Annotated in this window: 23 protein-coding genes; 8 read left to right on the top strand and 15 right to left on the bottom strand. The window is 55.0% G+C overall.

Annotated elements, in window-relative coordinates; genetic code table 11:
- Nucleotides 1-12: 12 nt before the first annotated feature.
- Complete coding sequence (locus tag Pla144_RS03450; RefSeq protein WP_146447905.1) at nt 13-693, bottom strand: FHA domain-containing protein; 681 nt, start codon at nt 691-693, stop codon at nt 13-15.
- Nucleotides 694-961: 268 nt separating this feature from the next.
- Between Pla144_RS03450 and larC the strand changes: the two genes are divergently transcribed.
- Nucleotides 962-2,143 (top strand): nickel pincer cofactor biosynthesis protein LarC, encoded by a 1,182-nt coding sequence (larC, locus tag Pla144_RS03455; protein ID WP_146447906.1) that lies wholly within the window; start codon nt 962-964, stop codon nt 2,141-2,143.
- A gap of 32 nt (nt 2,144-2,175) precedes the next feature.
- Entirely contained in the window at nt 2,176-2,544 is a 369-nt protein-coding gene (locus Pla144_RS03460) for a hypothetical protein (RefSeq protein ID WP_146447907.1), read from the top strand.
- Nucleotides 2,545-2,549: 5 nt separating this feature from the next.
- On the opposite strand, the gene Pla144_RS03465 is transcribed toward Pla144_RS03460, so the two are convergent.
- The 3 genes from Pla144_RS03465 to Pla144_RS03475 form a co-directional block, all read right to left on the bottom strand.
- Nucleotides 2,550-2,969, bottom strand: a complete 420-nt coding sequence (locus Pla144_RS03465; RefSeq protein WP_146447908.1) for a DUF1801 domain-containing protein — start codon at nt 2,967-2,969, stop codon at nt 2,550-2,552.
- A 78-nt stretch (nt 2,970-3,047) separates the two neighbouring features.
- Nucleotides 3,048-3,263, bottom strand: a complete 216-nt coding sequence (locus Pla144_RS03470; protein WP_146447909.1) for a putative signal transducing protein — start codon at nt 3,261-3,263, stop codon at nt 3,048-3,050.
- 30 nt (nt 3,264-3,293) lie between these two features.
- Entirely contained in the window at nt 3,294-4,961 is a 1,668-nt protein-coding gene (locus Pla144_RS03475) for a tetratricopeptide repeat protein (RefSeq protein ID WP_197530359.1), read from the bottom strand.
- A gap of 290 nt (nt 4,962-5,251) precedes the next feature.
- Between Pla144_RS03475 and ychF the strand changes: the two genes are divergently transcribed.
- Complete coding sequence (ychF, locus tag Pla144_RS03480; RefSeq protein WP_146447911.1) at nt 5,252-6,343, top strand: redox-regulated ATPase YchF; 1,092 nt, start codon at nt 5,252-5,254, stop codon at nt 6,341-6,343.
- An 85-nt stretch (nt 6,344-6,428) separates the two neighbouring features.
- Nucleotides 6,429-7,499 carry a S66 peptidase family protein gene (locus tag Pla144_RS03485; RefSeq protein WP_146447912.1) on the top strand — a complete coding sequence of 357 codons (1,071 nt, stop codon included), beginning with the start codon at nt 6,429-6,431 and terminating at the stop codon, nt 7,497-7,499.
- On the opposite strand, the gene Pla144_RS03490 is transcribed toward Pla144_RS03485, so the two are convergent.
- The 5 genes from Pla144_RS03490 to Pla144_RS03510 all read right to left on the bottom strand — a co-directional run bounded on the left by Pla144_RS03490 (nt 7,496) and on the right by Pla144_RS03510 (nt 11,880).
- On the bottom strand, nt 7,496-8,800 hold the full coding sequence (locus tag Pla144_RS03490; RefSeq protein ID WP_146447913.1) for a DUF1501 domain-containing protein: 1,305 nt from the start codon (nt 8,798-8,800) through the stop codon (nt 7,496-7,498). The two genes, Pla144_RS03485 and Pla144_RS03490, sit on opposite strands and share 4 nt — an antisense overlap.
- Before the next feature lie 12 nt (nt 8,801-8,812).
- A complete protein-coding gene (locus tag Pla144_RS03495; RefSeq protein ID WP_146447914.1) occupies nt 8,813-10,402 on the bottom strand; it encodes a DUF1549 domain-containing protein in 1,590 nt (529 codons plus the stop codon).
- A 168-nt stretch (nt 10,403-10,570) separates the two neighbouring features.
- On the bottom strand, nt 10,571-10,969 hold the full coding sequence (gene rpsI / locus Pla144_RS03500; protein WP_146447915.1) for a 30S ribosomal protein S9: 399 nt from the start codon (nt 10,967-10,969) through the stop codon (nt 10,571-10,573).
- Between the two features lie 47 nt (nt 10,970-11,016).
- A complete protein-coding gene (rplM, locus tag Pla144_RS03505; RefSeq protein WP_146449020.1) occupies nt 11,017-11,442 on the bottom strand; it encodes a 50S ribosomal protein L13 in 426 nt (141 codons plus the stop codon).
- 213 nt (nt 11,443-11,655) lie between these two features.
- Nucleotides 11,656-11,880, bottom strand: a complete 225-nt coding sequence (locus tag Pla144_RS03510; RefSeq protein WP_146447916.1) for a hypothetical protein — start codon at nt 11,878-11,880, stop codon at nt 11,656-11,658.
- Nucleotides 11,881-12,035: 155 nt separating this feature from the next.
- Here Pla144_RS03510 and ald point away from each other — a divergent pair, with 155 nt between their 5' ends.
- The 3 genes from ald to Pla144_RS03525 all read left to right on the top strand — a co-directional run bounded on the left by ald (nt 12,036) and on the right by Pla144_RS03525 (nt 16,114).
- Nucleotides 12,036-13,148 (top strand): alanine dehydrogenase, encoded by a 1,113-nt coding sequence (ald, locus tag Pla144_RS03515; RefSeq protein ID WP_146447917.1) that lies wholly within the window; start codon nt 12,036-12,038, stop codon nt 13,146-13,148.
- A gap of 100 nt (nt 13,149-13,248) precedes the next feature.
- A complete protein-coding gene (mtnA, locus tag Pla144_RS03520) occupies nt 13,249-14,325 on the top strand; it encodes an S-methyl-5-thioribose-1-phosphate isomerase (RefSeq protein WP_146447918.1) in 1,077 nt (358 codons plus the stop codon).
- Nucleotides 14,326-14,440: 115 nt separating this feature from the next.
- Nucleotides 14,441-16,114 (top strand): alpha-keto acid decarboxylase family protein, encoded by a 1,674-nt coding sequence (locus tag Pla144_RS03525; protein WP_146447919.1) that lies wholly within the window; start codon nt 14,441-14,443, stop codon nt 16,112-16,114.
- Nucleotides 16,115-16,216: 102 nt separating this feature from the next.
- Here the strand turns inward: Pla144_RS03525 and Pla144_RS03530 are convergent, their stop codons facing one another.
- The 3 genes from Pla144_RS03530 to arsM form a co-directional block, all read right to left on the bottom strand.
- The gene (locus tag Pla144_RS03530; protein ID WP_146447920.1) at nt 16,217-17,311 is read right to left on the bottom strand and encodes a hypothetical protein; all 1,095 of its coding nucleotides are present in this window, start codon (nt 17,309-17,311) and stop codon (nt 16,217-16,219) included.
- A 205-nt stretch (nt 17,312-17,516) separates the two neighbouring features.
- Nucleotides 17,517-18,518, bottom strand: coding sequence for an NADPH-dependent aldehyde reductase Ahr (gene ahr / locus Pla144_RS03535; RefSeq protein WP_146447921.1), 1,002 nt, complete (start codon nt 18,516-18,518; stop codon nt 17,517-17,519).
- Between the two features lie 254 nt (nt 18,519-18,772).
- Nucleotides 18,773-19,618 carry an arsenite methyltransferase gene (gene arsM, locus Pla144_RS03540; RefSeq protein ID WP_146447922.1) on the bottom strand — a complete coding sequence of 282 codons (846 nt, stop codon included), beginning with the start codon at nt 19,616-19,618 and terminating at the stop codon, nt 18,773-18,775.
- Nucleotides 19,619-19,728: 110 nt separating this feature from the next.
- On the opposite strand from arsM, the gene Pla144_RS03545 reads away from it, so the two are divergent.
- The gene (locus Pla144_RS03545) at nt 19,729-20,046 is read left to right on the top strand and encodes an ArsR/SmtB family transcription factor (RefSeq protein ID WP_146447923.1); all 318 of its coding nucleotides are present in this window, start codon (nt 19,729-19,731) and stop codon (nt 20,044-20,046) included.
- A 324-nt stretch (nt 20,047-20,370) separates the two neighbouring features.
- On the opposite strand, the gene Pla144_RS03550 is transcribed toward Pla144_RS03545, so the two are convergent.
- From Pla144_RS03550 to Pla144_RS03560, 3 genes are read right to left on the bottom strand one after another with little or no spacing between them, the layout of a single operon-like run.
- Complete coding sequence (locus Pla144_RS03550; RefSeq protein WP_146447924.1) at nt 20,371-21,513, bottom strand: hypothetical protein; 1,143 nt, start codon at nt 21,511-21,513, stop codon at nt 20,371-20,373.
- Entirely contained in the window at nt 21,510-24,485 is a 2,976-nt protein-coding gene (locus tag Pla144_RS03555) for a serine/threonine-protein kinase (protein ID WP_146447925.1), read from the bottom strand. The genes Pla144_RS03550 and Pla144_RS03555 overlap by 4 nt, the downstream gene beginning before the upstream one ends.
- Complete coding sequence (locus Pla144_RS03560; protein ID WP_146447926.1) at nt 24,458-25,078, bottom strand: sigma-70 family RNA polymerase sigma factor; 621 nt, start codon at nt 25,076-25,078, stop codon at nt 24,458-24,460. The genes Pla144_RS03555 and Pla144_RS03560 overlap by 28 nt, the downstream gene beginning before the upstream one ends.
- Between the last annotated feature and the right edge of the window lie 505 nt (nt 25,079-25,583).

Below are 25,583 nucleotides of genomic sequence, written 5' to 3' on the forward strand. Positions count from 1 at the left end.
TTCGAACACTGCTTACTCTTCCAGATGAGGATCGCCGATTGCCTTAAGGTACTCGGCCAGTTGCGATTGCAGGTCCAAGAATTCCTGCCACTGATCTAGGGAGAGAATCACGTTTTGATTCTTGTCTTCCACCGTGGCTCCTCGAACGATACCTCGTGCGCGAAGGTGTAAGTATTCCAGAAGTTCAGAAAGTTGTGCAGCCTGGCCAGCAGTCAAGGAATCAGGCAGGTCGGGTGGCTCGGGGATATGCAGTGTCCCCTGCATTTCCTCTGAAGCGCCGAGTCGCAGTTCAAAGCTTAGCGATTCGGAACTCGATGCGGCAACCAAGTCACTGGTGGGAAATTTCTCTTTGCTACACAAGCCGTCGCTGCGAAGCTCGCTAAGCCGCCCGGCAATCTCGTCGCGCGTTCCATAGAGCAAAACCGAGCGACCGACAGCAATTACGTCACCATAACGGAGAATCCTCAAGTGGGTATCCTCACCGTTCACTCGCGTCCCGTTGGTGCTTTCGAGATCTGTCAGCACCAATTTGCTTTGATCTTCCTGGATCTTGATGTGGAACCGGCTGATCCGCTCATCATTGAGCTGGACCGAGTTGCCCTCCTCACGACCAATCGTGATGGGTGGCTCCAGGTTTCCATAAACCTGGCCACGGTCGGCACCGTCTAGAACTCTCAATGTCACGGTTGCCATGACCGATTTTTCGCCTCTTTCATTCTGTCGAATAGCTAAGAAACACTCCAAAAAGAACGTGTTTCTTCAGTTTTCCTTATAACACGCCACCGGTCAGGGAGCAAGTATTTTCCTATTCCACGCAGAATGCCTGCACAAATATGCAAGCTTCTGACTATTCATCTTTCCCGCACAGGCGGGAATTACGGTCGGGAGGGAGCTTTGCCGACATTTAGTCTGCTCTCTAGAATGGACTCTTCATAAACTCGAACTTTGGGGACACCTGCTCATGCGGATTGCGTATCTTGATTGTGCCAGTGGGATCAGCGGCGACATGATGCTTGGGGCGCTGGTGGATGCTGGCGTAGACCTGGCCAAGGTGCAAGCCGGGATTGACTCCCTGGGGCTCCCCAGTTGCAAACTGGTCGTTGAGGAAGTAAAAAAATGCGGCTTTCGTGCTTTGCAACTCCGGGTCGAACACGAGCCTGAGCATGCTCATCGACACCTGCATCACATCGAGGCCATGATTGAGCAGAGCACGCTATCTGAATCTCAGCGATCACTTGCCCAAAAGATTTTCATGCGGTTGGCCGAGGCTGAAGCGAAGGTTCACGGCACGACGATCCAAAAAGTGCACTTTCACGAAGTGGGCGCAGTGGACTCGATTGCCGACATCGTTGGCTCTGCCATCGCCTGGGACCTGCTAGGGGTGGAAAAGATTGTGAGTTCGCCGATTCCCACGGGAACAGGTTTTGTTGAGATTGCCCATGGGAGGTGTGCAATTCCTGCCCCAGCCACGGGTGAATTGCTCCGCGGCATTCCGCTCGCTGCAAGTACAGTCGATGGGGAACTTACAACACCAACGGGCGCAGCGATTGTCGCCGCCATGGTCCAACAGTTTGGCCCCTTGCCAGCTATGACCGTGCAATCGATTGGCTATGGCGCCGGCCAAAAAGATTTTCAACATCCCAATCTACTACGGTTGATCGTCGGCGAAACGATATCGTCCGACGCATCACTTCCCACGGATACCATCGTTTTACTCGAAACCAATTTGGACGACATTACCGGTGAGGCACTCGGGCACTGCAGTGAACTGTTGTGGCAAGCCGGTGCTTTGGACGTGGCGCTGATAGCCATTCAAATGAAGAAAGGCCGGCCAGGGGTTCTATTACAGGTACAATGCCGAGAAACGGACGCGGAGAAACTCGCCGTGATCGTGTTCCGCGAAACCACGACGCTTGGCCTGCGGCGATCAAAGATCGAGCGGCTCACATTACCCCGCGAGTCAGTGCAGGTGCAGACCACGTGGGGCGCAGTCGCCGGAATTGTGGCCATATTACCCGATGGATCGAGACGTTTTTCACCCGAGTACGGATCATGCCACCAAATTGCCGATAAGAATAAGGTAGCTCTGTCTGCCGTGGACGAAGCTGCTCGGCGGGCCTTTGCCGCAACGCAAGATAACTAATCCTGCTGGGAATGACTAAGTCGGATATTCCAATGTCATTTTTTTTCGCCAGTACACCGATCGCAGTCTTCATGTTCCTGGTGGGGTGTGCACTTCTGGTGGCGGTTTTGCTCAAAAGGTCTTACCGTTACTTCGGCAAATCTAAACGCTCGACGGTTATTACTGGGCTAGAACATCTTCCGCGACCCAAGTCAACCTGGGATGGAACCTACCGCGATGCGGGGGCAGCCGTCGATCGCCAGGAAGTCGAGATGGCCGAGATGGCCCGCGACCTCTCCGGGCAGCTCACCACCAAGATGATCGTCCTAGAGCAATTAATCTCCGATAGCCAGAAGCAGATCGACCGCATGGAAGAACTACTTAAAGAGATGGAATCGGCAGGAGAGAAGCAGCGAACCTGATTCTGTCAGCATCCCTGGTTTTTTCTTACATGCTCTACCGATTTGGTGAGCAGTTGCTTGAGTATTTTGCGATCGACATCGTCTAGCCGATTGACATAAAGACAACACTTACCAGTCTTATGCTTTCCTAGTTTCTTTAGAATGGAAGCCACGGGTTCAAACCCCGACATCATATAGATCGACAAACTGTGTTTCCGGGGTGAGAATCCGACGAGAAACCAATCTCCTTCTCGTCCGCTCGCGTACTTGTAGTGGTAAGTGCCAAAACCGACGATCGCATCGCCCCACATTTTGGACTTCTCCCCTGTGACCTCTTTCATTAGGTCGATTAGTTCATTGCAGTCGGCACGTTGCTGCTCGTCGGCAATTGCCTTTACAAATCGGGGGACACTCGCGTTGTTTTGCTTCGTTTTGAGTTCAGACATGACTGACGCTCGGTAGGGGTACTACTCGTATGGCCGATACACCGCGGATTTTTACCGGCCTACAGTTTCACGACTCAATCAATCCGTATCCTCGGCATCCTTCAGAATCTTGGTCGCCTTTTCGACATCCTCTTCCAAGACCTGCAGTTGTACGCCTCCTGAAGTCATCAGCGGGAGGCCGGCGTAGTCGTCTGCATTGATGAGGGCATTGATTCCGTAGGTCTCCAGCAGAGACTTGAGGAATTCGGCTTCTTCTTGCGTAGCACAGGACTTGATAGAGACTGATTCGGACATGATGCCCCTCTAGAATGGTTTACTCGGTTCTTAGAAGTCGATGGACTGTGCACCACTTTCCTCAGGCGTGGATTTCGGATTACTCTGGTCGTTGTTATCCGCGATGTTCTGCCGTTCGCGCCAGGGCTGTTTCTTTTGATAGCTTGCTAGTTCTTTTGCAAGCTGCTCGTCGTTTTCGGGGTCGTGCATGTTGACTGCCTTTTGCGACCACTCGACGGCCGTATCAAAATTGCCGGATTCGGCAAAAGCAGCGGCCAAGGTACTGAGGATATGTGGCATTTGATACTCAGTTAGTTCACACGCCTTGGTGGCCAACTCCACCGCTCGATCGCCGTTGCGGACTTCCGCTTCTGGCGAGGTGGCCAACACCCATGCAAGATTATTCAAGAGGGCTGCGTCCTCGGGGTCGACCTTCAAGGCCTTCTCAAAATCCTCTATAGCCTCGGCGTGATTCCCAATATTCAAATTGGCGTCCCCGCGGCTCCGCAGCGCCAGAGCGTTTTCGGGGTCCATCAACAAAACGTCGTCGTAGGCCGAGATCGCCTTCTGCGGCTGCTTAGCAACGAGGTAATACAGAGCCAATTGCATTTTCAGCTCGGGTTGATTGGGAACAGTGCGTGAGAGTTGTTCGATCTCCTCGATCGCTTCGTCGAGTCGATTGAGTTGGGCCAGGGCCTCGCCGCGGAGACGGTGAGCGGCCACTCGGTGGATGGGCTCAACCTGCTCACTTGCCAACACCGCATCGGCGTCCGCCAACGCTTCTTCCAACTGGCCGTTGTTGAGATACGCCTCTGCACGATGCACCAAGGGCATTACGATTCCCGGTTGGAGCTCAAGCACCTTAGTAAATTCATCGATCGCCTTGGCGTAATCCTTCTGCTCGCGGTAAATCTCGCCTCGATTTTGATAGGGGCCAGGAGATTGGGGAGCAATTTTGGTCGCTTCGTCAAAGCTTTCGATTGCCTGGTCGGGCTTGTCCAACTGACGAAAAAGTTCTCCCTGCAATATGAGGGCATTGGCGTGCTCGGGGGTGTCCTCGAGAATCTCATTGACTGCTGCCAGTGCTTCGTCAAACTTCTGACGATTGCGCAAGAACACGATCCGCAGCAAACCGTAGTTTTCGTTCTCTGGATCGAGCTTAATGGCCTCGTCGAAGTCTGCCAACGCCTTTTCTTCGTCCGTCTGAACCTGTCCCCGCAAAAAATACGCCTCGGCCCGTTGGGCATCATTGATGTCCGCAGTTTCTAGATACTTTCCCAATAGCCGACGCGATTCGTGGGGATCTCCACCAGGCAGCGCCATCAAGCGGCCCAACATCAAGTTGGCTTCTGGGGGGGGATTGTCGTAGGCCAGAACACGCCGCAAGTCGGAGATGATCAGCCGCAAGATTTGCTTGATGCGGTCATCGCCGATCGAGTTCGAATTGACCACCTGCATCAGAGCCGAGGCACGCTCCATCAGAGCGTCCGAAATCATCTGCTCGGCCAACTCCGCTTCCTCGACCTCCAGCCCTTTGTCGAGCGAGAGTTGTAGTCGATCGATGACTTGACTCAAATCGGGGAGACCTTCGACCGTGACCCGCATGCGCAAGGCCTCATCGAGATCCGCCTGCCCGGCACTTTCAGCCCAGGCATTCGGCGATACGGAAACGCTGCCCAGGGCAATCAAACAAGAGACCATCACCGCAAACCAAGGCATTAGCCGAAGTTTCATCATATCAACCTTTAAAACTTATATTTGTCACAAGGGAACGAGGGATTCCTCAAGAAACCGCCTTCGCCCCTTAATTATTACGTGTGGCGGCATTTCTGGCCACGTGGGATGTTGAGAAGCTCAGAAATCTGCGAAACCCTGCCTGTTTCCTGGCGCCAGTCCCTCTTGCACCCGGTATGCCTGTTGTGCGGGGGCATTCTGGACTAAAATCCGTCCCTTTAACCTCAAACTCATTGGCAACCGCCAAGCCCCATAATCCTTCGAGATAACTTGCCATGGAAGCTGGAATCGTCGGTCTGCCGAACGTCGGGAAATCGACCTTATTCAATGCGTTAACTGCTGCGGGAATTGCTAGCGAAAACTATCCCTTCTGCACGATCGAACCCAATGTGGGGGCTGTCGCTGTGCCCGATGCGAGGCTGGCCCGCATCGAGAAGCATATCCCCACCCAGAAAATTGTGCCGGCCGTGCTCAAACTGGTGGACATTGCAGGTATCGTCCGGGGTGCATCTGAAGGAGAGGGACTAGGCAATCAGTTTCTCTCTCACATCCGCGCCGTCGACGCAATTCTGCATGTGGTTCGCTGTTTTGAAGAGTCCGACGTGATTCACGTCGAGGGCAGCGTCGACCCAATCCGCGATGTGGAAACCATCGACACGGAACTAATGCTGGCTGACTTGCAGTCGGTCGAGTCGATGACCGAGCGGGCCACACGTACGGCACGCACAGGCGACAAAGACGCCAAGCTGCGGCTGGAAGTGCTAGCTGAATGTCAGAAGCTCTTGGCCGAAGGAAAACCCGCACGCGGTCTTGTCTATGAAGAGGCGAACCTTGCTAAAGCCTTCAAAGAATTGCAACTCTTGACTGCCAAGCAGGTTCTCTACGTAGCTAACGTCGATGAGGAAGATCTATTGGGAACCGGAAAACATGTTATGGCACTTCGCGAACGGGCTACTGCTGAAGGGGGAGCCGTCGTTCCGGTTTGTGCACGATTGGAAGCAGAGCTCAGCGAACTCGACTCGGCCGAACGGGCCGAAATGCTCGAAAGCCTCGGCCTGAGCGAGCCGGCTTTGGCATCTCTGGCTCGTGCAGCCTACCAACTTTTGGGCCTGCAGAGTTTCTTCACCGCCGGCGAAAAAGAAATCCGCGCTTGGACGATCCCTGCGGGTGCCACAGCCCCGCAAGCCGCGGGGGTTATTCACACCGATTTCGAGCGAGGATTTATTCGCTGCGAAACCTACTCAGTCGACGACCTCGATCAATACGGCAGCGAAAAAGCAATCCGCGACGCCGGCAAAATGCGTATCGAAGGAAAGGGGTACATCATGCGCGACAGCGATGTATGTCATTTCTTGTTTAATGTGTGAAAACCCAGTTGGGCTGGTCGCTTAAGTGACCAGTCCGAGTGACTCAGACTCAATCAATTGGTATCATGTTTTCAAGAGGGAAAGTATGTCATTGGAATACAAAGTGTTTATTCGGAGTTTAGTTTTTGTCGCGATCGTCTGCTTCGCCTCCCTTATTTGGTCCCAAGAATCTCAGCCCCTCATCTACCCTAAGCTTCTAAAGCCCGGGGACACGATCATGTTTGTCGCTCCTGCGGGGGAGCTTGATCGAGAACGAATGACGCTCGCCAAGAAGCGACTTGAAGAGCGGGGCTATCTTGTCAAAATGCGCGAAGATCTGTTTGCCAAGGATGGCTATTTGGCTGGGAGTGATGAGCGACGTGCCGAAGAATTAATGCAAGCTTTTCGCGATCCCGAAGTCGATGCCATATTTCCGGGGACAGGCGGCTATGGAGTCATGCGAATACTTGCACAACTTGATTACGACGTGATTCGTCAGAACCCAAAGCTGTTGATTGGTTTTAGTGACATCACTGGTCTACACGCGGCGTTGAATCGTCAGTCTGGATTGGTAACTTACCACAGTCCCAATCCGATGTGGGGGCTGGGCAGCCAAGACAATTTGCAACCTTTTTCCTCCAAGTATTTCTTTCGAGCGGTTGAGGAGGGTCCTGAAAGTCAGCAGGATTACACCATTGAAATTCCTGCAGATGTTCCTCAACCTATTTCATTGGGGACGGGAACAGCCCGCGGACGACTCACTGGAGGCAATCTATCTTTGATCGCCGCTTTGGAAGGAACTCCTTATGCCGTTGATACGCAGGATGCCATTTTATTGATTGAAGATGTGAGCGAAGCTCCCTACCGAATCGACCGCATGCTGCGGCAATTGCAGCTTGCTGGAAAATTGCAGCCGCTTCGCGGTGCTATTCTAGGGCAGTTCACAAAGACCGAAGAACGCGAGAAAAATGAGGTCAAGAACCCTCGCTATTCTGCTGAGGGTGTTCTCAGACAGTATTTCGAGCCACTGGGTATTCCCGTGTTGATGAATTTCCCCATCGGACACCACGAAATGAATTGCACATTACCCTTGGGGGGTGAAGTCGAGATCAATGCGGACAAGGGTACGTTGCGTGTGATCGGTAGCAATCAACACCTCGAAACTCCGAACGGTTAACCAAACAATTCGGTGATCACTTCCCCTCCATCGACTAACTTGATGGGGCGGCCCACACGGCTAATATTTTCCTCATCGGGGTCGATGTTGAGCGTGTGATAAATCGAACGAAAGAAGTCCGTGATCAGCACAGGACGCTCGGTCACCTTCGTGCCGGCATCGTTGGTCGCTCCGATGACTTGCCCGCCGCGAACGCCTCCTCCAGCAAGTACAGCATTGAATGCCCGTGGGAAATGATCCCTCCCTGCACGAGGATTGATCTTGGGGGTGCGGCCAAATTCGCCGAGCCACACGACCAGTGTCTTATCCAACATGCCTCGCTGCTTGAGATCACCGATGAGCGCAGCCATCGGCTGATCGATCTGGCCTGTCAACTCGCGGGTGCGATTGAAGCCGTCGAGGTGTGTGTCCCAACCGTTGGAAACCACCTCAACAAACGTCACTCCTTGTTCCACCAGCCGCCGGGCCATCATGCAACCCGCGGCGAACTCGCCCTGACCATAGCTTTCGCGAAGTGAAGCCGGTTCCTTCTCCAGGTCAAACGCATCCATTCCGGGACTCATGATCATGTCTGAAGCACTCTCGACCAGCTTTCGATGGTCGGCAACTATCTCCGAGCCACCGCTCACGGCAAAAGTGTTCTCCAAGGAATCAAGGAGCCTGAGGCGTCGGTGGTACCGCCCGCTGTCGGAGAGTGGCTTAGTGTTGTCTGGTGGACGATTGGCGGATCGCAACACGAGCGGATCATAATCAACCCCTAGGAAACCGCCACCGCCGGAGTTGGCAAGTCGACCGCCGATGCGCACGAAATTCGGGAGTTGGTTGGCAGCGTTGCCAATCTGATGGGCCACATTCGATCCCAGTGAGGGGAAGTTCACCCCTCCCATAGGCAAATAACCATGATGCAATAAGTACGTTGCCCGTTGATGATTTCCCTCTTTGCTCGTCATCGAGCGAACAATCGCCAAGTCGTCCATCACCCGTGCACAATACGGCAAGTTTTCGGCGATCTGAATCCCCGAAACACTGGTGCCGATGGCCTTGGTTTCACCGCCATTGTCATGGTTCGGTTTGGGGCTGAAGGTTTCGAATTGTGACGGGCCCCCCTGCATCCAAAGCAAGATGCACGCCATACCCTGCGAACGCATTTGATCGGCAGAAGCAGCGATTGCGTCGGTCCAACTCCAGGAACCTGCAGCCAAGCTTGCCGCAGCGATGTTGCGTAGAAAATCACGTCGCCGAATTACACGTCCCTGCCGAGTAGCAACGTTAGTCAAGTGCTGTAGTGAGGTTGTGTTCATGGCGATTGCTCTCTATCTCCGGTGCTGAAACTCAGCAGAATTCACCAGCGACCAGGCCAAGTCTTCAAATGCCACCTCGCGTTTCATTCCCTCTTGGCGAAGTGCCTTCACAATTTCGAGTTCCTCAGAAGTGGGCACCCTGCCTAGGCAACGTAGAAATAACTCCGTGGTAAGTTCTTCGTCCTGCTTAATCTCACGAATCAACTCTGGCAAGACACTCCCCTTCTTACCGCGGAACAGGAGATTCACATCCATTGAATTCATCAGTGCCAAGACTTGGGGAATCGACGACACCGCTTCCTCCCGGTTGATACTCGGGTCATAGGCAAAGGCCTCTGCGAATCGACCCCGTGGAGCCGCCTGCGGACGCTGGGGTCTCCGACCTCGAGGAGGATTCTCCTCTGGTGCGTTAAATGCTGAAAGCAGGGCATTATAGAGTTGATCGCTCCGCAAACGTTGGGGCACGTTCGCAACGAACGGCGTGCCGTCCGTCTCGCGCCGTGGTCGCGATTCTCTCTGATAAGCCTCAGTTTGGCAGATCGTCTTCATGAGCCACTTCAGATCGTAGCCACTCTCCTTGAACTTGCGACTCAGCAGCTTCACCGCAGTAGGAGCGACAGTCGTGCGGTCGGGACCAATATCGTCCACGCTCGGATAGAAGCCTTCTCCCACCAACTCCGCCCACATCCTATTCACCAGTGCCGTCGCAAACCATTCGTTCTCAGTCAACCACTGGGCCAACTGCAATCGACGGGCGGAGTCGCTAGTCCCCCAAGGGACCTTCGCGCTGGTTAGGAAAAATTTCGGCTCCATCTGGGTACCCGGTGCTTGCGGGTCTTCAAGATCGGGCATTTTATGTTCGGCGGTTGGGAATCGCTCATTCTTGGGCGGTTTGCGACCAAAGCGATCAGTGCCAATCACTTCAAAACTTCGACTCGTGAGGTCGCGTACCGGCCGAACCGCAATTCGCGGAAAAAAGGCCGCCAGTTCGTGGAACTGCTCGCGCTTCCAGCGATCATAGGGATGGTCGTGGCACTGGGCGCATTGAATTTGGATGCCCAAGAAAATCCGTGAGACCTCGGCAGTCGTCTCCTCCGTCATGCCATCTTGAGCCATCATGATGGCTGTTCCGCCATTCTCGCGCACATCACCGTGCGCGGTAATGAATTCAGTAGCAATCTCGCTCCAAGGGCGGCCCTCGTTCAGCCATTCCGTAAGATCGGTCTCCATAGTCCCGGCAGCAATTTCAGCGCGTTCATCGACCGCGCGAAAAAAAACGACGTCTCGCCAATAGCGGGCCCAATTTTGTCCAAAATGTGGATCGGCCAACAGGCGTGCTACCAATGTCTCGCGCTTATCTTCGGCTGGATCGAGTACGAAGGACGTCACTTCCTCTGGTGAGGGAATGTCTCCCACCACATCGAGCCAAGCCCGACGCACGAACGTATAGTCGTCGGTTCGAGGAGCCAACTCCGTCTCCTCATCAAAGACATCGTTCTGAATCGCTTGATCAATCCGCTTCGCGAGTCGCCCCGGAGATTCTGCCTTTGCGAGGGGAGCCCAAAGCAAAAGCAGCAACATGAATAGATCGACACGCAACATGAGAAAACCTAGAGAGCTGGTAGGAATCGCTACTTCCAATACTAACCCCGTTCACAGGATTGGGTATCGCAGTCAGGCAGGAAAGGCTGAAATTCTGCCGAATTCATAGAAAAAGCCAGTCCCACACAAGTGAGACTGGCTGGCTGATTTTCTGAAGTCTTTACAGATTTACCGTTTCGAGAACTGGGTTCCACGACGAGCACCGTGCAGACCAGGCTTTTTGCGCTCCTTCATACGGGAATCGCGAGACAGGAAGTTCCTCTCTCGTAACTTTGGCTCTAGGTCGCTGTCGTGCTTCATCAGGGCACGAGCTATCCCCTGCATGCAGGCTCCCGCTTGGCCAGTCGTACCACCCCCGTGGACGCGGATAGTCACATCCACACCGTCGCGAACCTCGCAATGATCCAAAGGTGCGAGGACCGCGTTACGATCCTGCGGCACACGAAAGAATTCGTCCAACTCGCGACTGTTGATGGTGATCTTGCCGCTACCTGCGCGAACTCGAACCCGAGCAACCGAGGTCTTGCGACGTCCAGTACCCAGGGCTTCTTCGACAACTGCTGCCATAAATGATTTCCTTGAATTCGATGAAACGTTCCGCGATTAGTGGACCGTTATGCTTTGATTGCCAATTCAGTTGGTTCGGGTTGCTGAGCCGTGTGGGGATGTTCGGTGCCAGCATAAACCTTCAGCTTGCTTAGCATGTTGCGAGCAAGCTTATTCTTGGGGAGCATCCGGCGGACAGCTTCTTCAAGAATCAGTGCTGGATTCTTTTCGAGCCGAACACCCGCGCTCACGGTCCGCTGCCGGGTGTAGCCCGTGTACCAAGCGTACTTCTTGTTTTCCCACTTCTTACCGGTGAAGGCAATTTTCTCCGCATTCACCACTACGACGTAATCGCCCGTGTCAACATGCGGAGTATAGGTGGGCCGATGTTTCCCCATGAGAATCATGGCGATCTCAGAAGCCAGCCGTCCAACAATCTTGTCGGTTGCATCCACCAGCAACCACTTTTGCTCGACCTCGCCGGTTTTGGCCATGTAAGTTTTTGTCTGCACTTGAATTCTCGCCACTTAGTTTTTCGTAAGTCGTTGTATTTCGTAGATCGTACCAGTCGGCTTGCCTGAGCAAAACCTCCTGCGGTTTAGAACCCACTAATTTACAGCGGAATCGATATGCAGACAAGGGTGAGAAACGATATCTAGACGCATCAGCAAGAGTAACCAACCAAAGGCACAAGAAGGCCTATTAGGCTATTTTTTCCGCATTCTCCCCCGCCCCATCCACAGGGCCAAGGCCCATAGGCCGAGGAATCCCCCGGTGGTGGCGGCCACGACCCATAATTTGCGGCGGTCGTGGCCAGGGTTTCCTCCCGCTGGGGCCTGGTAAGCTCCCCATGCCAGCAACAAGCCCCAGACTGCCAACGCGCCGGCTATAAGAATCAGTGGCAACCAGCGGTAATTGGGTTTCTCGGCCATCTGACTTTCAGGCTTCTGTGGGTTTAGCGCAAAGTTATCACTGTCTTGCGCGGTCTGCTAGGCACAATAAAGCGAACCGCGTATCGTAGGAGAAATTAAACAAGTCCCCCGTCATTCTCACGCACGAACTCCCTTTCGGCCAGGAGTAATTTCCCATGATCATCGGCGTCCCCAAGGAAATCAAACTAGACGAGTATCGCGTAGCGATGCTCCCCGTAGGTGTGGAAGAACTTACCCGTCGTGGCCATAAGGTGCTCATCGAGCAAGGTGCCGGGCTTGGGTCAGGTCTTGCCGATCATGATTACCTGGAAAACGGTTGCGAGATGGTAGACGAAGCCGCGGAAATCTTTGCGCGTGCCGACATGATCGTGAAGGTCAAAGAACCGATGCCAGCGGAATGGTCCCTGATTCGCCCGGGACAGATTGTCTTCACTTATTTCCACTTCGCCGCCGATCGGGAATTGACCGAGGCTATCCTGGCAACCAATTGCACGGCCGTGGCCTACGAAACGCTTGCCGACGACCAGGGACGGCTCCCACTGTTAACCCCCATGAGCGAAGTTGCGGGGCGCATGAGCATCCAGGAAGGGGCCAAGTATCTCGAACGCCCGCAGATGGGCCGTGGCATCTTGCTAGGCGGTGTCCCCGGCGTGGCGCCAGCTTGGATCACTGTGCTTGGAGGTGGCGTCGTCGGCGCGAACGCCGCGAAGATTGCTGCAGGCTTTCATGCCAATGTTTCCATTCTCGACATCAACATGGACCGCCTCCGCTACCTCGACGATGTGATGCCCCCCAATGTGGATGTCCTTTTCAGCGACCGCCACACGATTCGAAAACAACTGGAGCGTGCCGACTTGGTTGTCGGTGCCGTACTTATCCCCGGCGCCAAGGCGCCACGGCTCGTCGAACGCGAAGACCTCAAACGGATGCAACCCGGAAGCGTGATCATCGATGTCGCGATTGACCAGGGAGGATGCATCGAAACCTCCAAACCCACGTCCCACAGCAATCCCACCTACATCGTCGACGACGTACTCCATTACTGTGTGACCAACATGCCGGGGGCGGTCGGTCGCACTAGCACCTATGCCCTCTGCAATGTAACACTCCCCTACGTGATCCAAATCGCTCAACAAGGAATTGACACTGCCGCTCAGGCCTCCAAGCCAATCGCTCGAGCCATCAACATGCAGGCAGGGAAGGTTACCAACCAAGCCGTCGCCGAGACATTTGAACTCCCCTGTGCAGACTTGTTTGCGAAGAAATAATTAGAATCCGAGTTATTTCGTTTCTGTCATCCCAATAGAATGCATCTGCGTAGATCCGCCCAATCAGCGTTCATCAGCGTCTAATTTCTTCTCATCAAACATGACCCAACCAATCCCCACGCTCCACTGGCAAGGCGACATCGAAGGAACGCTTGTCCTGCTGGATCAAAAACTTCTCCCCACCAAAACCGAGCTGGTCGTTTGCACAAACGTGGATGAAGTCTGGATTGCGATCCAGGAACTGAGCGTGCGCGGTGCCCCGGCAATCGGCATTGCGGCAGCCTACGGCGTTTGCCTCGGTGCACAAGTTGCCCTCGACACTGAATTGCAACCCATGCAGTCTCGCATTCGCCAGGTCTGCGACTACCTCGCCGAAAGTCGCCCCACAGCAGTCAATCTCACCTGGGCACTCGCGAGGATGCGCACTGTCGCTGAGCAAGCCAGTGACTGCAATCCGCGCGAGCTGGCGGAAGCACTGTTAGCCGAGGCCCGCGCGATCCATGCCGAAGACGCCCAGATGTGCGCCGACATCGGGCGACACGGTGCCGACCTGCTAGCGGAATTACCGGTCGGAGCGGGCATTCTCACTCACTGCAACGCCGGCGCCTTGGCGACCGGAGGCCAGGGAACTGCTCTCTCGGTCATTTTCGAACTCGCCAATCGCGACAAACATCCCCGTGTGTGGGTCGACGAAACCCGTCCGCTCCTGCAAGGAGCACGCCTCACCACATGGGAATTGATGCAGCGCGACATCGAGTGTACCCTCATTTGCGATTCCGCGGCCGCCCATGTAATGGCTGCCGGGCAGGTTCAGTTGGTCATCACCGGCGCCGACCGCATCGCGGCCAACGGCGATGCCGCCAACAAGATCGGCACCTATGGAGTGGCCGTCCACGCAAGGTCGCATGGTATCCCTTTTTACATCGCAGCCCCGACCAGCACATTCGATCTATCGATCGCCAACGGCAGTCAGATCCCCATCGAACAACGAAGTGGCCAAGAAGTGGTCCAAGGTTTTGGCACCGCAACCGCCCCGACAGGCGTAGCCGTCTACAATCCCGCTTTTGACATGACCCCCGCCGAACTGATCTCGGGTATTATTACGGAACTGGGAGTCATTCTGTCCCCCACTCAAGAACGCATAGCTCCAATAGTTCATCCAGGAGGAAAGAAATAGAACACAGATGAACGCTTGAATTGCGGATTCACGCGGATCGATGCGTAGAATTTCAATGCCATCCGCGCTGATCCGCTAAATCCGCGTTTCTCCGCGTCTAATTTCTTACTGAACCATGAGCAAAACTAATCTGACCTCTTCCGAAAACCCTTCCATCGGCGAATATCTCATCCGCCGTTTGCAAGACTACGGCGTCGCCGACGTCTTCGGCATCCCCGGCGACTACATCCTCTCGTTCTACACTATGCTCGAAGAGGGACCACTGAACACCATTGGTTGCACCCGCGAGGACTGCGCAGGTTTTGCTGCCGATGCCTATGCCCGCGTACACGGCATGGGTGCCTTGTGCGTCACCTACTGCGTCGGCGGCCTCAGTGTTTGCAACTCGATCGCGGGGGCCTATGCCGAGAAATCCCCCGTCGTGATGATCACTGGCTCCCCCGGCATGCGGGAGCGGATTCACAACCCGCTGCTGCACCATATGGTCCGCAACTTCCGTACGCAATACGACGTGTTTGAGAAACTCTGCGTTGCCGGCACCGAACTCAACGATCCGCTCACCGCCTTCCGCGAGATCGATCGCGTGCTGGCCGCCTGCGATCGTTTCAAGCGGCCGGTCTACATCGAGATCCCCCGAGACATGGTGCATGTCCGCCCCGAAGCGCAGTTGTCGCTGGAGGTGAAACCACCCCAGAGTGATAGCCGTGCGCTGGCCGAGGCTGTCGAAGAAGCCGCCCGGAGAATCGAAACGGCCCGGCAACCAGTGTTCCTGCTGGGTGTGGAAATCCATCGCTTCGGCCTCCAAGCCGAGGTGCTACAACTGGCCGAGGCTTCGGGCATCCCTATGACAGCTACGATGCTAGGCAAAGGAGTCGTCGCCGAAACGCATCCCCTCTACATGGGTCTCTACGAAGGTGCCCTCGGTCGTGAGGAAGTCACCAAGTACGTCGAATCGAGCGATTGCGTTGTCATGCTCGGCACGTTCATGACCGATATCAATCTGGGAATCTACACCGCCGAGTTGAGCATCTCCGACTGCATCTACGCCACCAGCGAGCAACTCCGCATTCGCCACCACCACTATCACGACGTCCGCCTGCAAGATTTCTTGCATGAATTGGCGGAGCGAGGTCTCCAAGTAAAACAGCCGCTCCCACCCGCACCAACCGACTGGAACAAAGACCCCTTCGTACTCTCTGCCGAAGCACCCGTCACCATAACTCGGCTGATCGACCGGCTTGACGAACAACTCGACGACAAGACAATCGTCGTAGCCGACATCGGCGACGCCCTATTTGCATCGACTGAACTCACAACCCACGGCCACACGGAATTCCTCAGCCCCGCCTACTACACTTCGATGGGATTCGCAGTTCCCGCCTCCCTCGGTGCTCAAGTCGCGCGGCCGGAAGCCCGCGTGATAGCCATCGTCGGTGACGGCGCATTCCAAATGACCGGCATGGAGTTTTCCAGTCTTGTAAGCCGGCACATGCCGGTAATCGTGATCGTGCTGAACAACGGCGGCTACGGCACCGAACGCCTTCTTCACCCCGGCCAGTACGAATTCAACAACATCCCCTCTTGGCAATACGACCAACTCCCCGCGCTGTTAGGGGGCGGCACGGGCTACCAAGTCCACACCGAAGCGGATTTCGATCAGGCCCTCAACGCGGCTTGGAAAGACAAATCCGGCCCAAGCATCTTCAACGTGCATCTGGACCCCAACGATTGCAGCCAGGCCCTCACGAGACTTGCGGAGCGTATGAGCCAGACCGTGGTGCAAAAATAGGTCTACTCACTCAAATTTATTGAGTAGCCGCGATCTCCCGCATCGCCGGAAGATTCAGGATGGTGGATGTTCATCTTGGCCGAAATTTAATCACCACGACTGTCAATACACCTCTTTCGCCGCACCACAGTGCTCACAGGCTGGCAAAAGCCCGTGCCGGATCGCTCCACAGTTTTCACACTTCTCATAAAGTGTGGTTGCACAAGCAGGGCAGGTATACGGCTCGTCGGCCACATTGGCAATCGGTTGCGACCGCTTGCGGAGACTTCTCGGCGACCACGACATGAACTTGAGTGGTCCACGGCGAATCGGAAACTGGCACACGGGGCAAAAAAAGGATTCGTAGGCTTCGCGCGACTGTTTGAGTCGCGCATCTCGACTGGGCTCCGCCACCATTTTTAACAACCGTGCGAGCAGAAAACCAATCACTACCAGCGACGACAAGATGAGCACATACTTGAAATACTCAGCAGGGAAGTATTCGTGCATCACCAGGAACACTTTCGCCAGCAAGGCCAGGTCCAGCGCGCAGATCATCGCCACGTACTTGTCATTGCGATACTTGGCGAACAGGATCCCACCCAGAATTAACAGCGGCGTCAACACACCTATCTTGATCGCCGCCAGCCGCCAGTCGTGCTTCCGCTGGAGTTGTGAAAACTCTTCTCTGATGGGCTTCCAAGCAGTATCGAGTCGCTGGCGATAAAGTCGTTGCTGCTCTTCGAGATCCGCTAACTTCTCCTGCAATGAGGAGTGTGATTCATTGAAGGCTTGATCCTGCTTTTGATTCTCCAGAAACAACTGCTGGCTCTCAGCTAACGCATTCTGTTGTTCCTCAGGGAGAGTGGTCTTCTGCTCGATGCTGATCCGCAGCAATTCAAGCAACTGACTTAAGGTCTTTTGCGAACTGGCCGTGCTATCCCGAAGCAATCTCTGGCGGCGCTCAACATTGGCGATCTGACGCTTAACTTCCGTGATCGACGATTCGATTTCTTCCCCGCTGGAACGCAAACCTTGATCGAGGCGTGCCGCTTCGAATTCGTTCCAATCAGGCCCAGGCAGGCGGCCAATATCTCGCAGCACAAAACCTAACAGCCAGTAGATCAACAGCGTTAGCAAAACAGTGAATGCCCCAATCAGCACTCGCTGCCACCAGGTCCCTCGCCGCTCGATCTGTTTGGTATTCGTTTGTGCCATGGAAACCTTGCTTTCATGAGAAGCCGGCCGCAACCGCATCGCCCGCAATCTGCGCCGAGCAGAGAAAAAAGTCCACTATCCAGAGCCCACTACGTGGTCGGTTAACGGCAATCTGCTTTCAGCAGGTTCGCCCATCTGCCCTGCAATTGACGCTCCAGCTTGGGGCGTGAGAACGCCCTCTTACCCAAGAAGACCCTCAAGTCGCTCAACCCGGCGTCAGCACAATCCGATACCGAGCCTTCCCTGCTTCCAAGTGCTCCATCGCAGCGTTGAGTTCGCTCATGGGGAACGTTTCGATCAGGGGTTTTATCGTGTGGCGGGCGCAGAAGTCAATCATTTCTTTCGCCCGCACGATGCCGCCTGTCGGTGAACCGCCGATTGATCGCTGGCCCAGGATCAGGGGGAACACGGTTGCGGTGATTTTTTCCGCTGCACCTACCAGGTGCAGTTTGCCTCCCGGTCGGAGCGTGTTGATGTAGGCGTCCCAGTCGAGCGGGGCGTTGACTGTCACCAGTACCATGTCAAAACTCCCCGCGGCTGCGGCGAGGGCTTCCGAATCGCGCGAGTTCAGAAAGTGGTGGGCACCCATCTGGCGGGCTTCCTCTTCTTTGTCCGGCGAGGTCGAGAGTGCAGTCACCTCGCAACCCCACGCACGGGCGAATTTCAGCGCCATGTGGCCGAGTCCACCGATGCCGACCACCGCGACGCGTGCCGTGGGAAGAATGTTGTTTTCGACGAACGGATCGAAGACCGTGAGTCCACCGCAAAAAAGCGGGCCGCAGTCGACCGAGTCGAGTCCCTCAGGAATGGGAATCGTCCAGGCAGCTTGGGCTCTAACACGATCAGCAAACCCGCCATGCCGACCGACGATGGTGCCTTGCGCTTGGAGACAGCGATTCTGGTAGCCGGAGAGACATTGATCGCAATGCAAACAGGAGGCCGATGTCCAACCGACGCCAACCCGTTGGCCAACTTCGAGACCTTCGACTCCTTCTCCCAATGCCACAATCCGCCCGGCAACTTCATGGCCACCGACGAATGGGTAGGAAGTCATCCCCCACTCGTTCTTCTTCATGCTGAGGTCGCTGTGACAGATGCCACAATACTCGACCTCCACCTCCACCTCGTCGTACCCCAACGGACCGGGATCAAATTCAAAAGCTTCCCAGTCAGCCTCCGGCGAACTCGCAGCAAATCCATGAAACATGGCAGAACTCCTCTTGAGTGGTAGGCGGGACAATCATTGAGCAATGCGGAACGTAGATTTTCGCGAATAAGCTACCACTAGGCAAGTCCCGCTCGCACCATGGGTGAAGAACTGCATGGGAGCTGAAGCCGTGCGAATATGACCAACGTAGATTCTCAATAACCAACTTGGGCAGGGAACCGAAGCCAATAGATCATTGGTCATTGCTCATTGGACCTTGGTCATTTACCAAATGTTCCTTCTTGAAGCCTGCCTCACACCGGCTTCACCGCATACACTTTGACACTTGCTGCGTAGTCATTGACGTTGTACTTGGTCAGAAGTTCTCCAAGCCGCTGGTGTAAATCAGTGGTGCAACAAGAAACCACGGGCAGGCCGTCACCCATCGCCGGAGAGCAACACGCCGCTTGATTTTCGACTTTGGCGTAAGCGTTCAAGTCGCTTCCAGTGTCGATAACCTGTACAGCATCGAATCCGGCAGCAGCCAACCCTCCCTTGTAATCCTCAATAGGAATCGCCCCGGCGATGCAACCGACGTAGGCCATAATGTCGTTTCCAAGTTCCGGCGGTAGGTCCGCCTTGAGAGCAATATCGCTCACGGCCAACCTGCCACCCGGTTTCAGCACCCGAGCAATCTCCCGAAAGACCGTTGGCTTGTCGGGTGCCAGATTAATCACACAATTGCTGATCACACAATCAACCGAACTATCAGGAAGCGGCAGGTTGTCGATCGTCGCTTGGTGAAACTCAACGTTTCGTACGTCGGACTTCTCCGCGTTCCGGCGGGCCAATTCTAGCATTTCCGGAGTCATGTCGATTCCAATCGCCTTACCGGTTGGCCCCACTTTCTTCGCGGCAAGGAAAACGTCCAATCCACCGCCACAACCTAAATCGACAACCGTTTCCCCCAGCCGTAGTGTGGCAAACGCAGTGGGGTTACCACACGAGAGACCCATGTTGGCTTCGGCTGGGATTGATCCTAATTCATCAGGCGAGTAGCCGAAGGCCTCGGCGACGGCCCTGACCCCGTCATGGTCGGTGGAAAGTCCGCTTTGAGCGACGCTGCCATATTTTGTTCGGACGGTGTCTTGTACGTTCATTCTGTTTCCTTCAGCCAATCGATCATACGCGTTTCAATTTTGTCCCGCACCGTGCGAAACTTCTCTGCGGTACACTTGCAACACTTCGATAATTTTACTATTATAGAAATATGGAAGTCAAGACCGCAGTTACCGCTTTGACCGCTTTGGCCCAAGAATCTCGCCTACGAGTTTTTCGTTTGCTAGTGCGGGCTGGCTCCGATGGCCAGCCGGCTGGAGAAATTGCCGACAGCTTGGACATTCCGCCCGCTACACTGACGTTCCACCTCAAAGAACTCAGCCACGCCGGCTTGATCGACTCAACACGCGAAGGACGGTCGATTCGATACTCGATTCGAGAGCAAGGCGTCTGCGAGCTACTAACCTACCTCTTGCAAGATTGCTGCAACGGCCAGCCAGAACTCTGCGGTTCCAAACGCAAAAAGTGACCTGTGCTTCTAGCGGATTATTTTTTTTCGGAGTACGCAAAATAGTGCCACGCATCCTCGCAACGCGTCCCGTACCCGCGAGCGGCTGTGTAGCAAAGAATCGTTCGTCGCCGTATTTGAAGAGTGTGACTTTAACGATTGGCTGATCCGGATGCTCCGCGACTACCGCTGTCATAAGGTGATCCGCATCCAACCGGAAGAGCGAAAAAGCAGAGGACCGAACGGCGAGACGCAGCAGCACTGCGCGAACTGCTCTGGGTCAACCTGCAGCGCCTGTTGGCAGGCAAGCCCGTCCGCGGCCTCCGGCAGGTGGATAGCTAAACCTCACTTGCAGTGTTTTGCAGAAGTGCGTCCCTTGCTCCCCCCTTCAAGCTGCTCGAACTCTTTCAACGCGTCCCGACTGTGGGCCCGAGCAAAGTGAATGCCGGCAAATAGAAGTGCCGCGCCCGAAAGCACGATCGTGGAATCCATTTGCTGCTGGCGGTCCGTAGCCAGTGGGGCTTCGATTGCCGAGGGTCCCTGCCGCCACTTCTCTTCTTCCCACTCGGCAAATACTACATCGCGGGCGGCTTCGTGATCCTCCTGCGTAATGTTGGAACTCTTCTCGTGATCAACACGCACAGTTGCCGCCAGTTTTTCAGCGGGGATCTGCCTCGAAGGAATATCCGCGCGGTGAGTTGGCTGGGTGGCATTCCGCTCAGTTGGAACATTCGCAGCCCCGTGAGACTCGTTTGCGTTGGTGGACTTCGCAGGATCTGACGCCCGCTCGGCATCCGACTCACCTAACATTCCCAGTTCGTCGAATTGAGAAACATGCCCGGCGCTCCTGGAGGCGAGTGGGCTCGTAGAAGCAACCTCGAAAGCCATCTCGCGTCCCTGGGCCGGGGCATAATCATGGATCGCGGCCTTCGTTTCTCCTCGAAGTGGTTCTGTAGGATTTGTAGCCAGGATCTCCTGCGACTCACGGCCCGGCAACTGCTCGAAAGAGGGGTCAAAGAGGCGTGCTATTTGGATGTGTCCTCCGTCAGGCTGATTGGATGGATTCAACTCCAGTGGTGCAATTGGGATCACCTGCTGCAATCCGCCGCCAAGCACACTCTCGTTGCGAGAAGTGCCGGAAAGGAGATTTGCTCCTTTCTGTTCTGAAGCATCGACCTCGGTTTTTTGGAAGTTCTGATTGTTCAAAACCAGCCCCGTACCATTCGTCACCGCATTGTCGGGAAGACTTAAACCTTCATTATCGATAACCCCCCGAGATACGTCATAATATCCCTGCCCAGCATTCAGCGTAATCAACCCTCCTTCCAGAGGAGTAATACTTTCGAATGAAAATACAGGCCTGGATGTAGAAAGAGTGAGCCGCTCTTCCATCCGCTCAAACAAAAGGGCACGGCGAGATGCTGGTCGAGGTAAATTCGGACCATGACCTCGGTCAAAGAATCGCATTATTCGTTGAGGAAAACTCATAGCTGCTCCTCCTGGGAAGCAGAAATAGATTCAGGCAGGGGGTGTTGACGGCGAAGCCGTTCGATGTCGGCGCCCGCAAGCTGAGCCGCCTCGAAGGTTTTCAACGCCTCGGACATGACCCGTGCTTGTTCTCCAGGCTCATCTCCAAGTTGCTCTGCCGCCTCGGCCAACTCACAAGCGATATGGTAGAGGTGTTCCCCCTCGGCGGGCCACAAGTTCCGCCGCTGCAGAGCTGCTGAAGCAGCCTCTGCCGGACGGCCTGCAGTTCGGAGAGTTCTTCCATAATTGAAATAATGTTTGCTCAGGAATTCGCGAAACTCGCGCTGTGCGGGATTCTCTTCCAATGCAATCCGCTGCTCGGCAATCGCTGCTTCGTAATTGGCAAGCGCACTGGGCAAATCCCCCGCAAGTTCGGCCACCATCGCTCTGTTGTTCAACACCCCAGCGAGCGAACTGCGGTAGCGAACATCATGCGGAAAATCGCCCACCAACTCGGCGAGAATCTCCTGGGCATGATCGTATGCGGCGACTGCCATGGCAGTCTCCTCACGGCGGGCACACGATTGCCCTAGATTGTTCCAAGTGAGAGCCAAATCGTTACGATATTGCACGACACCAGCAAACTGCCTCACAAGTTGTTCCTGAATCTCGATGGCCTGGCGATATTTTTTAACGGCTGTCGTGTCTTCGCCCAAGTGCCCCAGAATGGCCCCCAGATTGTTGTAGCACAGTGCCAAATCGCTTCGCCAACTGGCGTGTGACGTAGGATTCGTTTCAGTTTGATCGACAAGTTCTTCGAGCAATACCTGTGCCTGCTCACAAGATGTGCGCGAGGCCTTCCAATCCGTCTCTTGTTCGACGAAGCTGCGATTATTCAAGGCGAGCGCCAGATCATGTTTGGCATTCGTATCCTCAGGCGATTGGGTAGCGATACTATCCAATTTCTCAATCGCCGCCGTGAAGGAACGCCGAGCAGAGGGCAAATCCCCCCGCAGCCGCTCGAGAAACCCTTGATTGGTGAGCATCTCAGCCAGCAATCGCCTGCTTGCCCGATCACTCGGCTCGGCCGACAAGATACTGTTCTGCAACCCGATTGCCGCGGTGTAATGCTCACGTGCCAATTCGAGGTCTCCTCGTGCAGACGTGAGCAAGGCCAGGTTGTTCAAACAGGTTGCCCGCTCTTGTTGAAACTCCTGCAGACTGGGACTTGCTTCGCTCAATCCTGAAAACAGTTCGTGCGCAGTACGAAACGACTCTTCGGCACGCAGCCGATCACCCAGTCGACTCGCAATCGTGCCGACCTGAAAATGTGTCGCCGCCAGTTGTTGCTTCAGCGCAGGATCATCGGTCGCACGAGCGATGAATTTTTCATAATAAGCCAGTGTATCACCCAGCACCGCCTGCCGCAGCGGCTCACTCCCGGGCAGCAAGGCCAGTTCTCGTGAAAACTGATTGCCAAATCGGTCCACCACTTGCCGCGCCTGCTGGAGATTTTCTTCGGCAGACTGCAAGGCCGCCTGCGTGCGACCCTGTTCGCGCACCAACAATAATGCGGAGGTCGTCGATACCGCAGCAAGTACGACCAGAAAAATGGCAGCCAGCGAAACCAACACTCGATGTCGGCGAATCCACTTCGCCGAGCGATCTCTCAGAGTGGGCCGCCGCGCCAGCGTCGGCTTACCTTCCAAAAATCGCGACAAATCTTCGGCAAGTTTTTCTGCCGACGCGTATCGATCTTCGCGTGATTTGGTCATCGCCCCCAAGACGATCGTTTCCAAATCATGGGGTATCCCAGCATTGATTACCCGCGGAGGAATCGGCTCCTTTTCAGAAATCGCTCGCAATACCTCTTGGCGATCCTCGCCAGGACACGCAGGCTGCAACGTGAGCAGTTCATACAACGTCGCGCCGAGCGAATAGATATCCGTCCGCGCATCGACAACCAGTTGTATCCCGCCTGCCTGCTCGGGACTCATATAACGCAGCGTGCCGACTACGTCGCCGGTCATCGTTACGCCGGGATTGTTAGCAATTCGGGCCAGCCCAAAATCGGTGATCCACAGTTTCTGTTGATCGTCCAGCAGCAAATTCGAGGGCTTGATATCGCGGTGAATCACTCCACATTGATGAGCATGGTGCAACGCCGTAGCCGCTTGTATCCCTAGCCGCGCAATTGCCTCGCAATACTCTGTATGGCTCCCCGTGTGTCGAGAGGAAAGCAAGGGGTGGGCCGATGGTTCGGTCGTTTGGGCCACGAGCGTGGATACGGCATGGCCCGCTCGCTCTGAGCTGGAAGACTCCTCTTCATAACGCAAAGCACGGACTACCTGATCGAGCGACCGCCCCGCAATGAATTGCATCGCGTAGAAATGAACTCCCCGCTCCTCGCCGACTGCAAACACGGGCACGATGTTCGGATGATGCAACTGGGCCGCCGCCTGGGCCTCGTTCTGAAAACGAGCAAGTTGTTTGTGATCCCACATCGCCGCGAAGGGCAACACCTTGAGGGCGACTTTCCGATGCAGAGAAATTTGCATCGCCTCATACACAATCCCCATCCCGCCACGGCCGATCTCCGCGCCAAGTTCGAAATCACCAAGCCGCTTCGCCCCAACCGGGGACGGTTCGCCTGCAAAAGGGGCCGTCGAATTTGCGCCAACTTTTTTGGCCGGCTTGGCAGCACGCACACCTTGAGTGGCTTCGTGTAGCATCTCCACACTGGCAGCAAACGCACGAATGTCATCCGCCAGTCGGGGATGCTCCGCCGCTAATATCCCCACATCCAAAGGTGCGCCTTCTTCGAGCGATGCCAAATAGCGATCCAACACGTCGGCAAGTTCCCGATCGTCGAGGACGCATGGATTCAAAGTTTGAGAGGGTTCACTAATCATTGGTAGCTGTTGGCTATTGGCAAAGAACTGATAGCTAACGACTAATTGCTTCTTTACTCGTTCATTTTTTCTCGCAGGCAACGAATCGCTCTCACCCACAACATTCGTGTGGCTCCGGTCTTCCGCTGCATCCGCCGGGCTACTTCGTCAAATGGTAGCGCCTCGATGTGGCGTAACACGATCACTTCTCGGTAGTCAGGTGGCAACGCGGCAATCTGGTTGGCCAGGTCCAACTCTTGTTCCTGGCGCTGGTAGTTCATGCTGGGGGAACTCCCGGGATCGGACAGTATCGCATCGAGCCGCGCGGTCGACTGCTCCAGTGAACTGGCCAGCACCTCCAGCGACACCTCACGGCGCACGGTCCGTTTGGCGGTGAGCACATGCTGCTCGACTACCCGATGGAGATTGTTGACCAGAATCATGCGGAGCCACGCACAGAATTCTCCGATCGACTGACCACGAAACTGGTCAAAATCGCGATTCGCCTCCAAGAAAGTCTCCTGCACCACATCCGAAGGACTCACGCGTTGCTGCAAGCACCGCTCCAACTGGGCTACGACCAGCAACTTCAAGTAGTTGCGATACACCGAGAGCAACTCCCCAAAGCAGTCACGCTCACCCGCAAGTGCTTGCGACAACAAGAGTTGTGGATTGGTGCTAGAGCAATCAGTCATATAAATCCCCTCAGTGGCCCGCATTGGAGCTAACCTCCCTAATGTAGGCAGAAACCGGGGAGAAGTGTCACGGGGAAAATGATAAATTTTTTGAAAGCCCCCGCTCTCACCTCAGAAAGGCAGTCGCCGGATCTTATTTTCGCCAAACCTCTTGCTAGCATAGGAACAGCTCAATAATAACTTCGGCATTTTTCGGTACATCCTGGGTTCGTTTTGAACAGTAGGAAAGGGAGACAACAGAGGGCAATTACTCCGTTTCCTCTGTCTTCTCACTCACTCTAAGTTAGCTCTGGGGAGGATCAACCTCGACAGACCATCGGTTAGCTTCCTAGCCGATTAATCGGCAGAATCGCAGGAATTTCCCCGGAAAGGGCGAGGCATGCCAAGCCCCATTTCTAGCGGCGGTTTGGCACACCGCCGCGTGGTGGAGATCACTATATTTACCGCAATGTCATCAACCTCGCCGGGGCTGGCTGCGTCCCCTAGATGCGTTTTTACAAGTTCG

This window comes from Bythopirellula polymerisocia (assembly GCF_007860015.1).
GTDB classification, from domain to species: Bacteria; Planctomycetota; Planctomycetia; order Pirellulales; family Lacipirellulaceae; genus Bythopirellula; species Bythopirellula polymerisocia.

Coding starts and splice junctions, on each gene's coding strand:
- Pla144_RS03450 (WP_146447905.1), bottom strand. CDS start 693: ATGGCAACCGTGACATTGAGAGTTCTAGACGGTGCCGACCGTGGCCAG.
- larC (WP_146447906.1), top strand. CDS start 962: ATGCGGATTGCGTATCTTGATTGTGCCAGTGGGATCAGCGGCGACATG.
- Pla144_RS03460 (WP_146447907.1), top strand. CDS start 2,176: ATGTCATTTTTTTTCGCCAGTACACCGATCGCAGTCTTCATGTTCCTG.
- Pla144_RS03465 (WP_146447908.1), bottom strand. CDS start 2,969: ATGTCTGAACTCAAAACGAAGCAAAACAACGCGAGTGTCCCCCGATTT.
- Pla144_RS03470 (WP_146447909.1), bottom strand. CDS start 3,263: ATGTCCGAATCAGTCTCTATCAAGTCCTGTGCTACGCAAGAAGAAGCC.
- Pla144_RS03475 (WP_197530359.1), bottom strand. CDS start 4,961: ATGCCTTGGTTTGCGGTGATGGTCTCTTGTTTGATTGCCCTGGGCAGC.
- ychF (WP_146447911.1), top strand. CDS start 5,252: ATGGAAGCTGGAATCGTCGGTCTGCCGAACGTCGGGAAATCGACCTTA.
- Pla144_RS03485 (WP_146447912.1), top strand. CDS start 6,429: ATGTCATTGGAATACAAAGTGTTTATTCGGAGTTTAGTTTTTGTCGCG.
- Pla144_RS03490 (WP_146447913.1), bottom strand. CDS start 8,800: ATGAACACAACCTCACTACAGCACTTGACTAACGTTGCTACTCGGCAG.
- Pla144_RS03495 (WP_146447914.1), bottom strand. CDS start 10,402: ATGTTGCGTGTCGATCTATTCATGTTGCTGCTTTTGCTTTGGGCTCCC.
- rpsI (WP_146447915.1), bottom strand. CDS start 10,969: ATGGCAGCAGTTGTCGAAGAAGCCCTGGGTACTGGACGTCGCAAGACC.
- rplM (WP_146449020.1), bottom strand. CDS start 11,442: ATGGCCAAAACCGGCGAGGTCGAGCAAAAGTGGTTGCTGGTGGATGCA.
- Pla144_RS03510 (WP_146447916.1), bottom strand. CDS start 11,880: ATGGCCGAGAAACCCAATTACCGCTGGTTGCCACTGATTCTTATAGCC.
- ald (WP_146447917.1), top strand. CDS start 12,036: ATGATCATCGGCGTCCCCAAGGAAATCAAACTAGACGAGTATCGCGTA.
- mtnA (WP_146447918.1), top strand. CDS start 13,249: ATGACCCAACCAATCCCCACGCTCCACTGGCAAGGCGACATCGAAGGA.
- Pla144_RS03525 (WP_146447919.1), top strand. CDS start 14,441: ATGAGCAAAACTAATCTGACCTCTTCCGAAAACCCTTCCATCGGCGAA.
- Pla144_RS03530 (WP_146447920.1), bottom strand. CDS start 17,311: ATGGCACAAACGAATACCAAACAGATCGAGCGGCGAGGGACCTGGTGG.
- ahr (WP_146447921.1), bottom strand. CDS start 18,518: ATGTTTCATGGATTTGCTGCGAGTTCGCCGGAGGCTGACTGGGAAGCT.
- arsM (WP_146447922.1), bottom strand. CDS start 19,618: ATGAACGTACAAGACACCGTCCGAACAAAATATGGCAGCGTCGCTCAA.
- Pla144_RS03545 (WP_146447923.1), top strand. CDS start 19,729: ATGGAAGTCAAGACCGCAGTTACCGCTTTGACCGCTTTGGCCCAAGAA.
- Pla144_RS03550 (WP_146447924.1), bottom strand. CDS start 21,513: ATGAGTTTTCCTCAACGAATAATGCGATTCTTTGACCGAGGTCATGGT.
- Pla144_RS03560 (WP_146447926.1), bottom strand. CDS start 25,078: ATGACTGATTGCTCTAGCACCAATCCACAACTCTTGTTGTCGCAAGCA.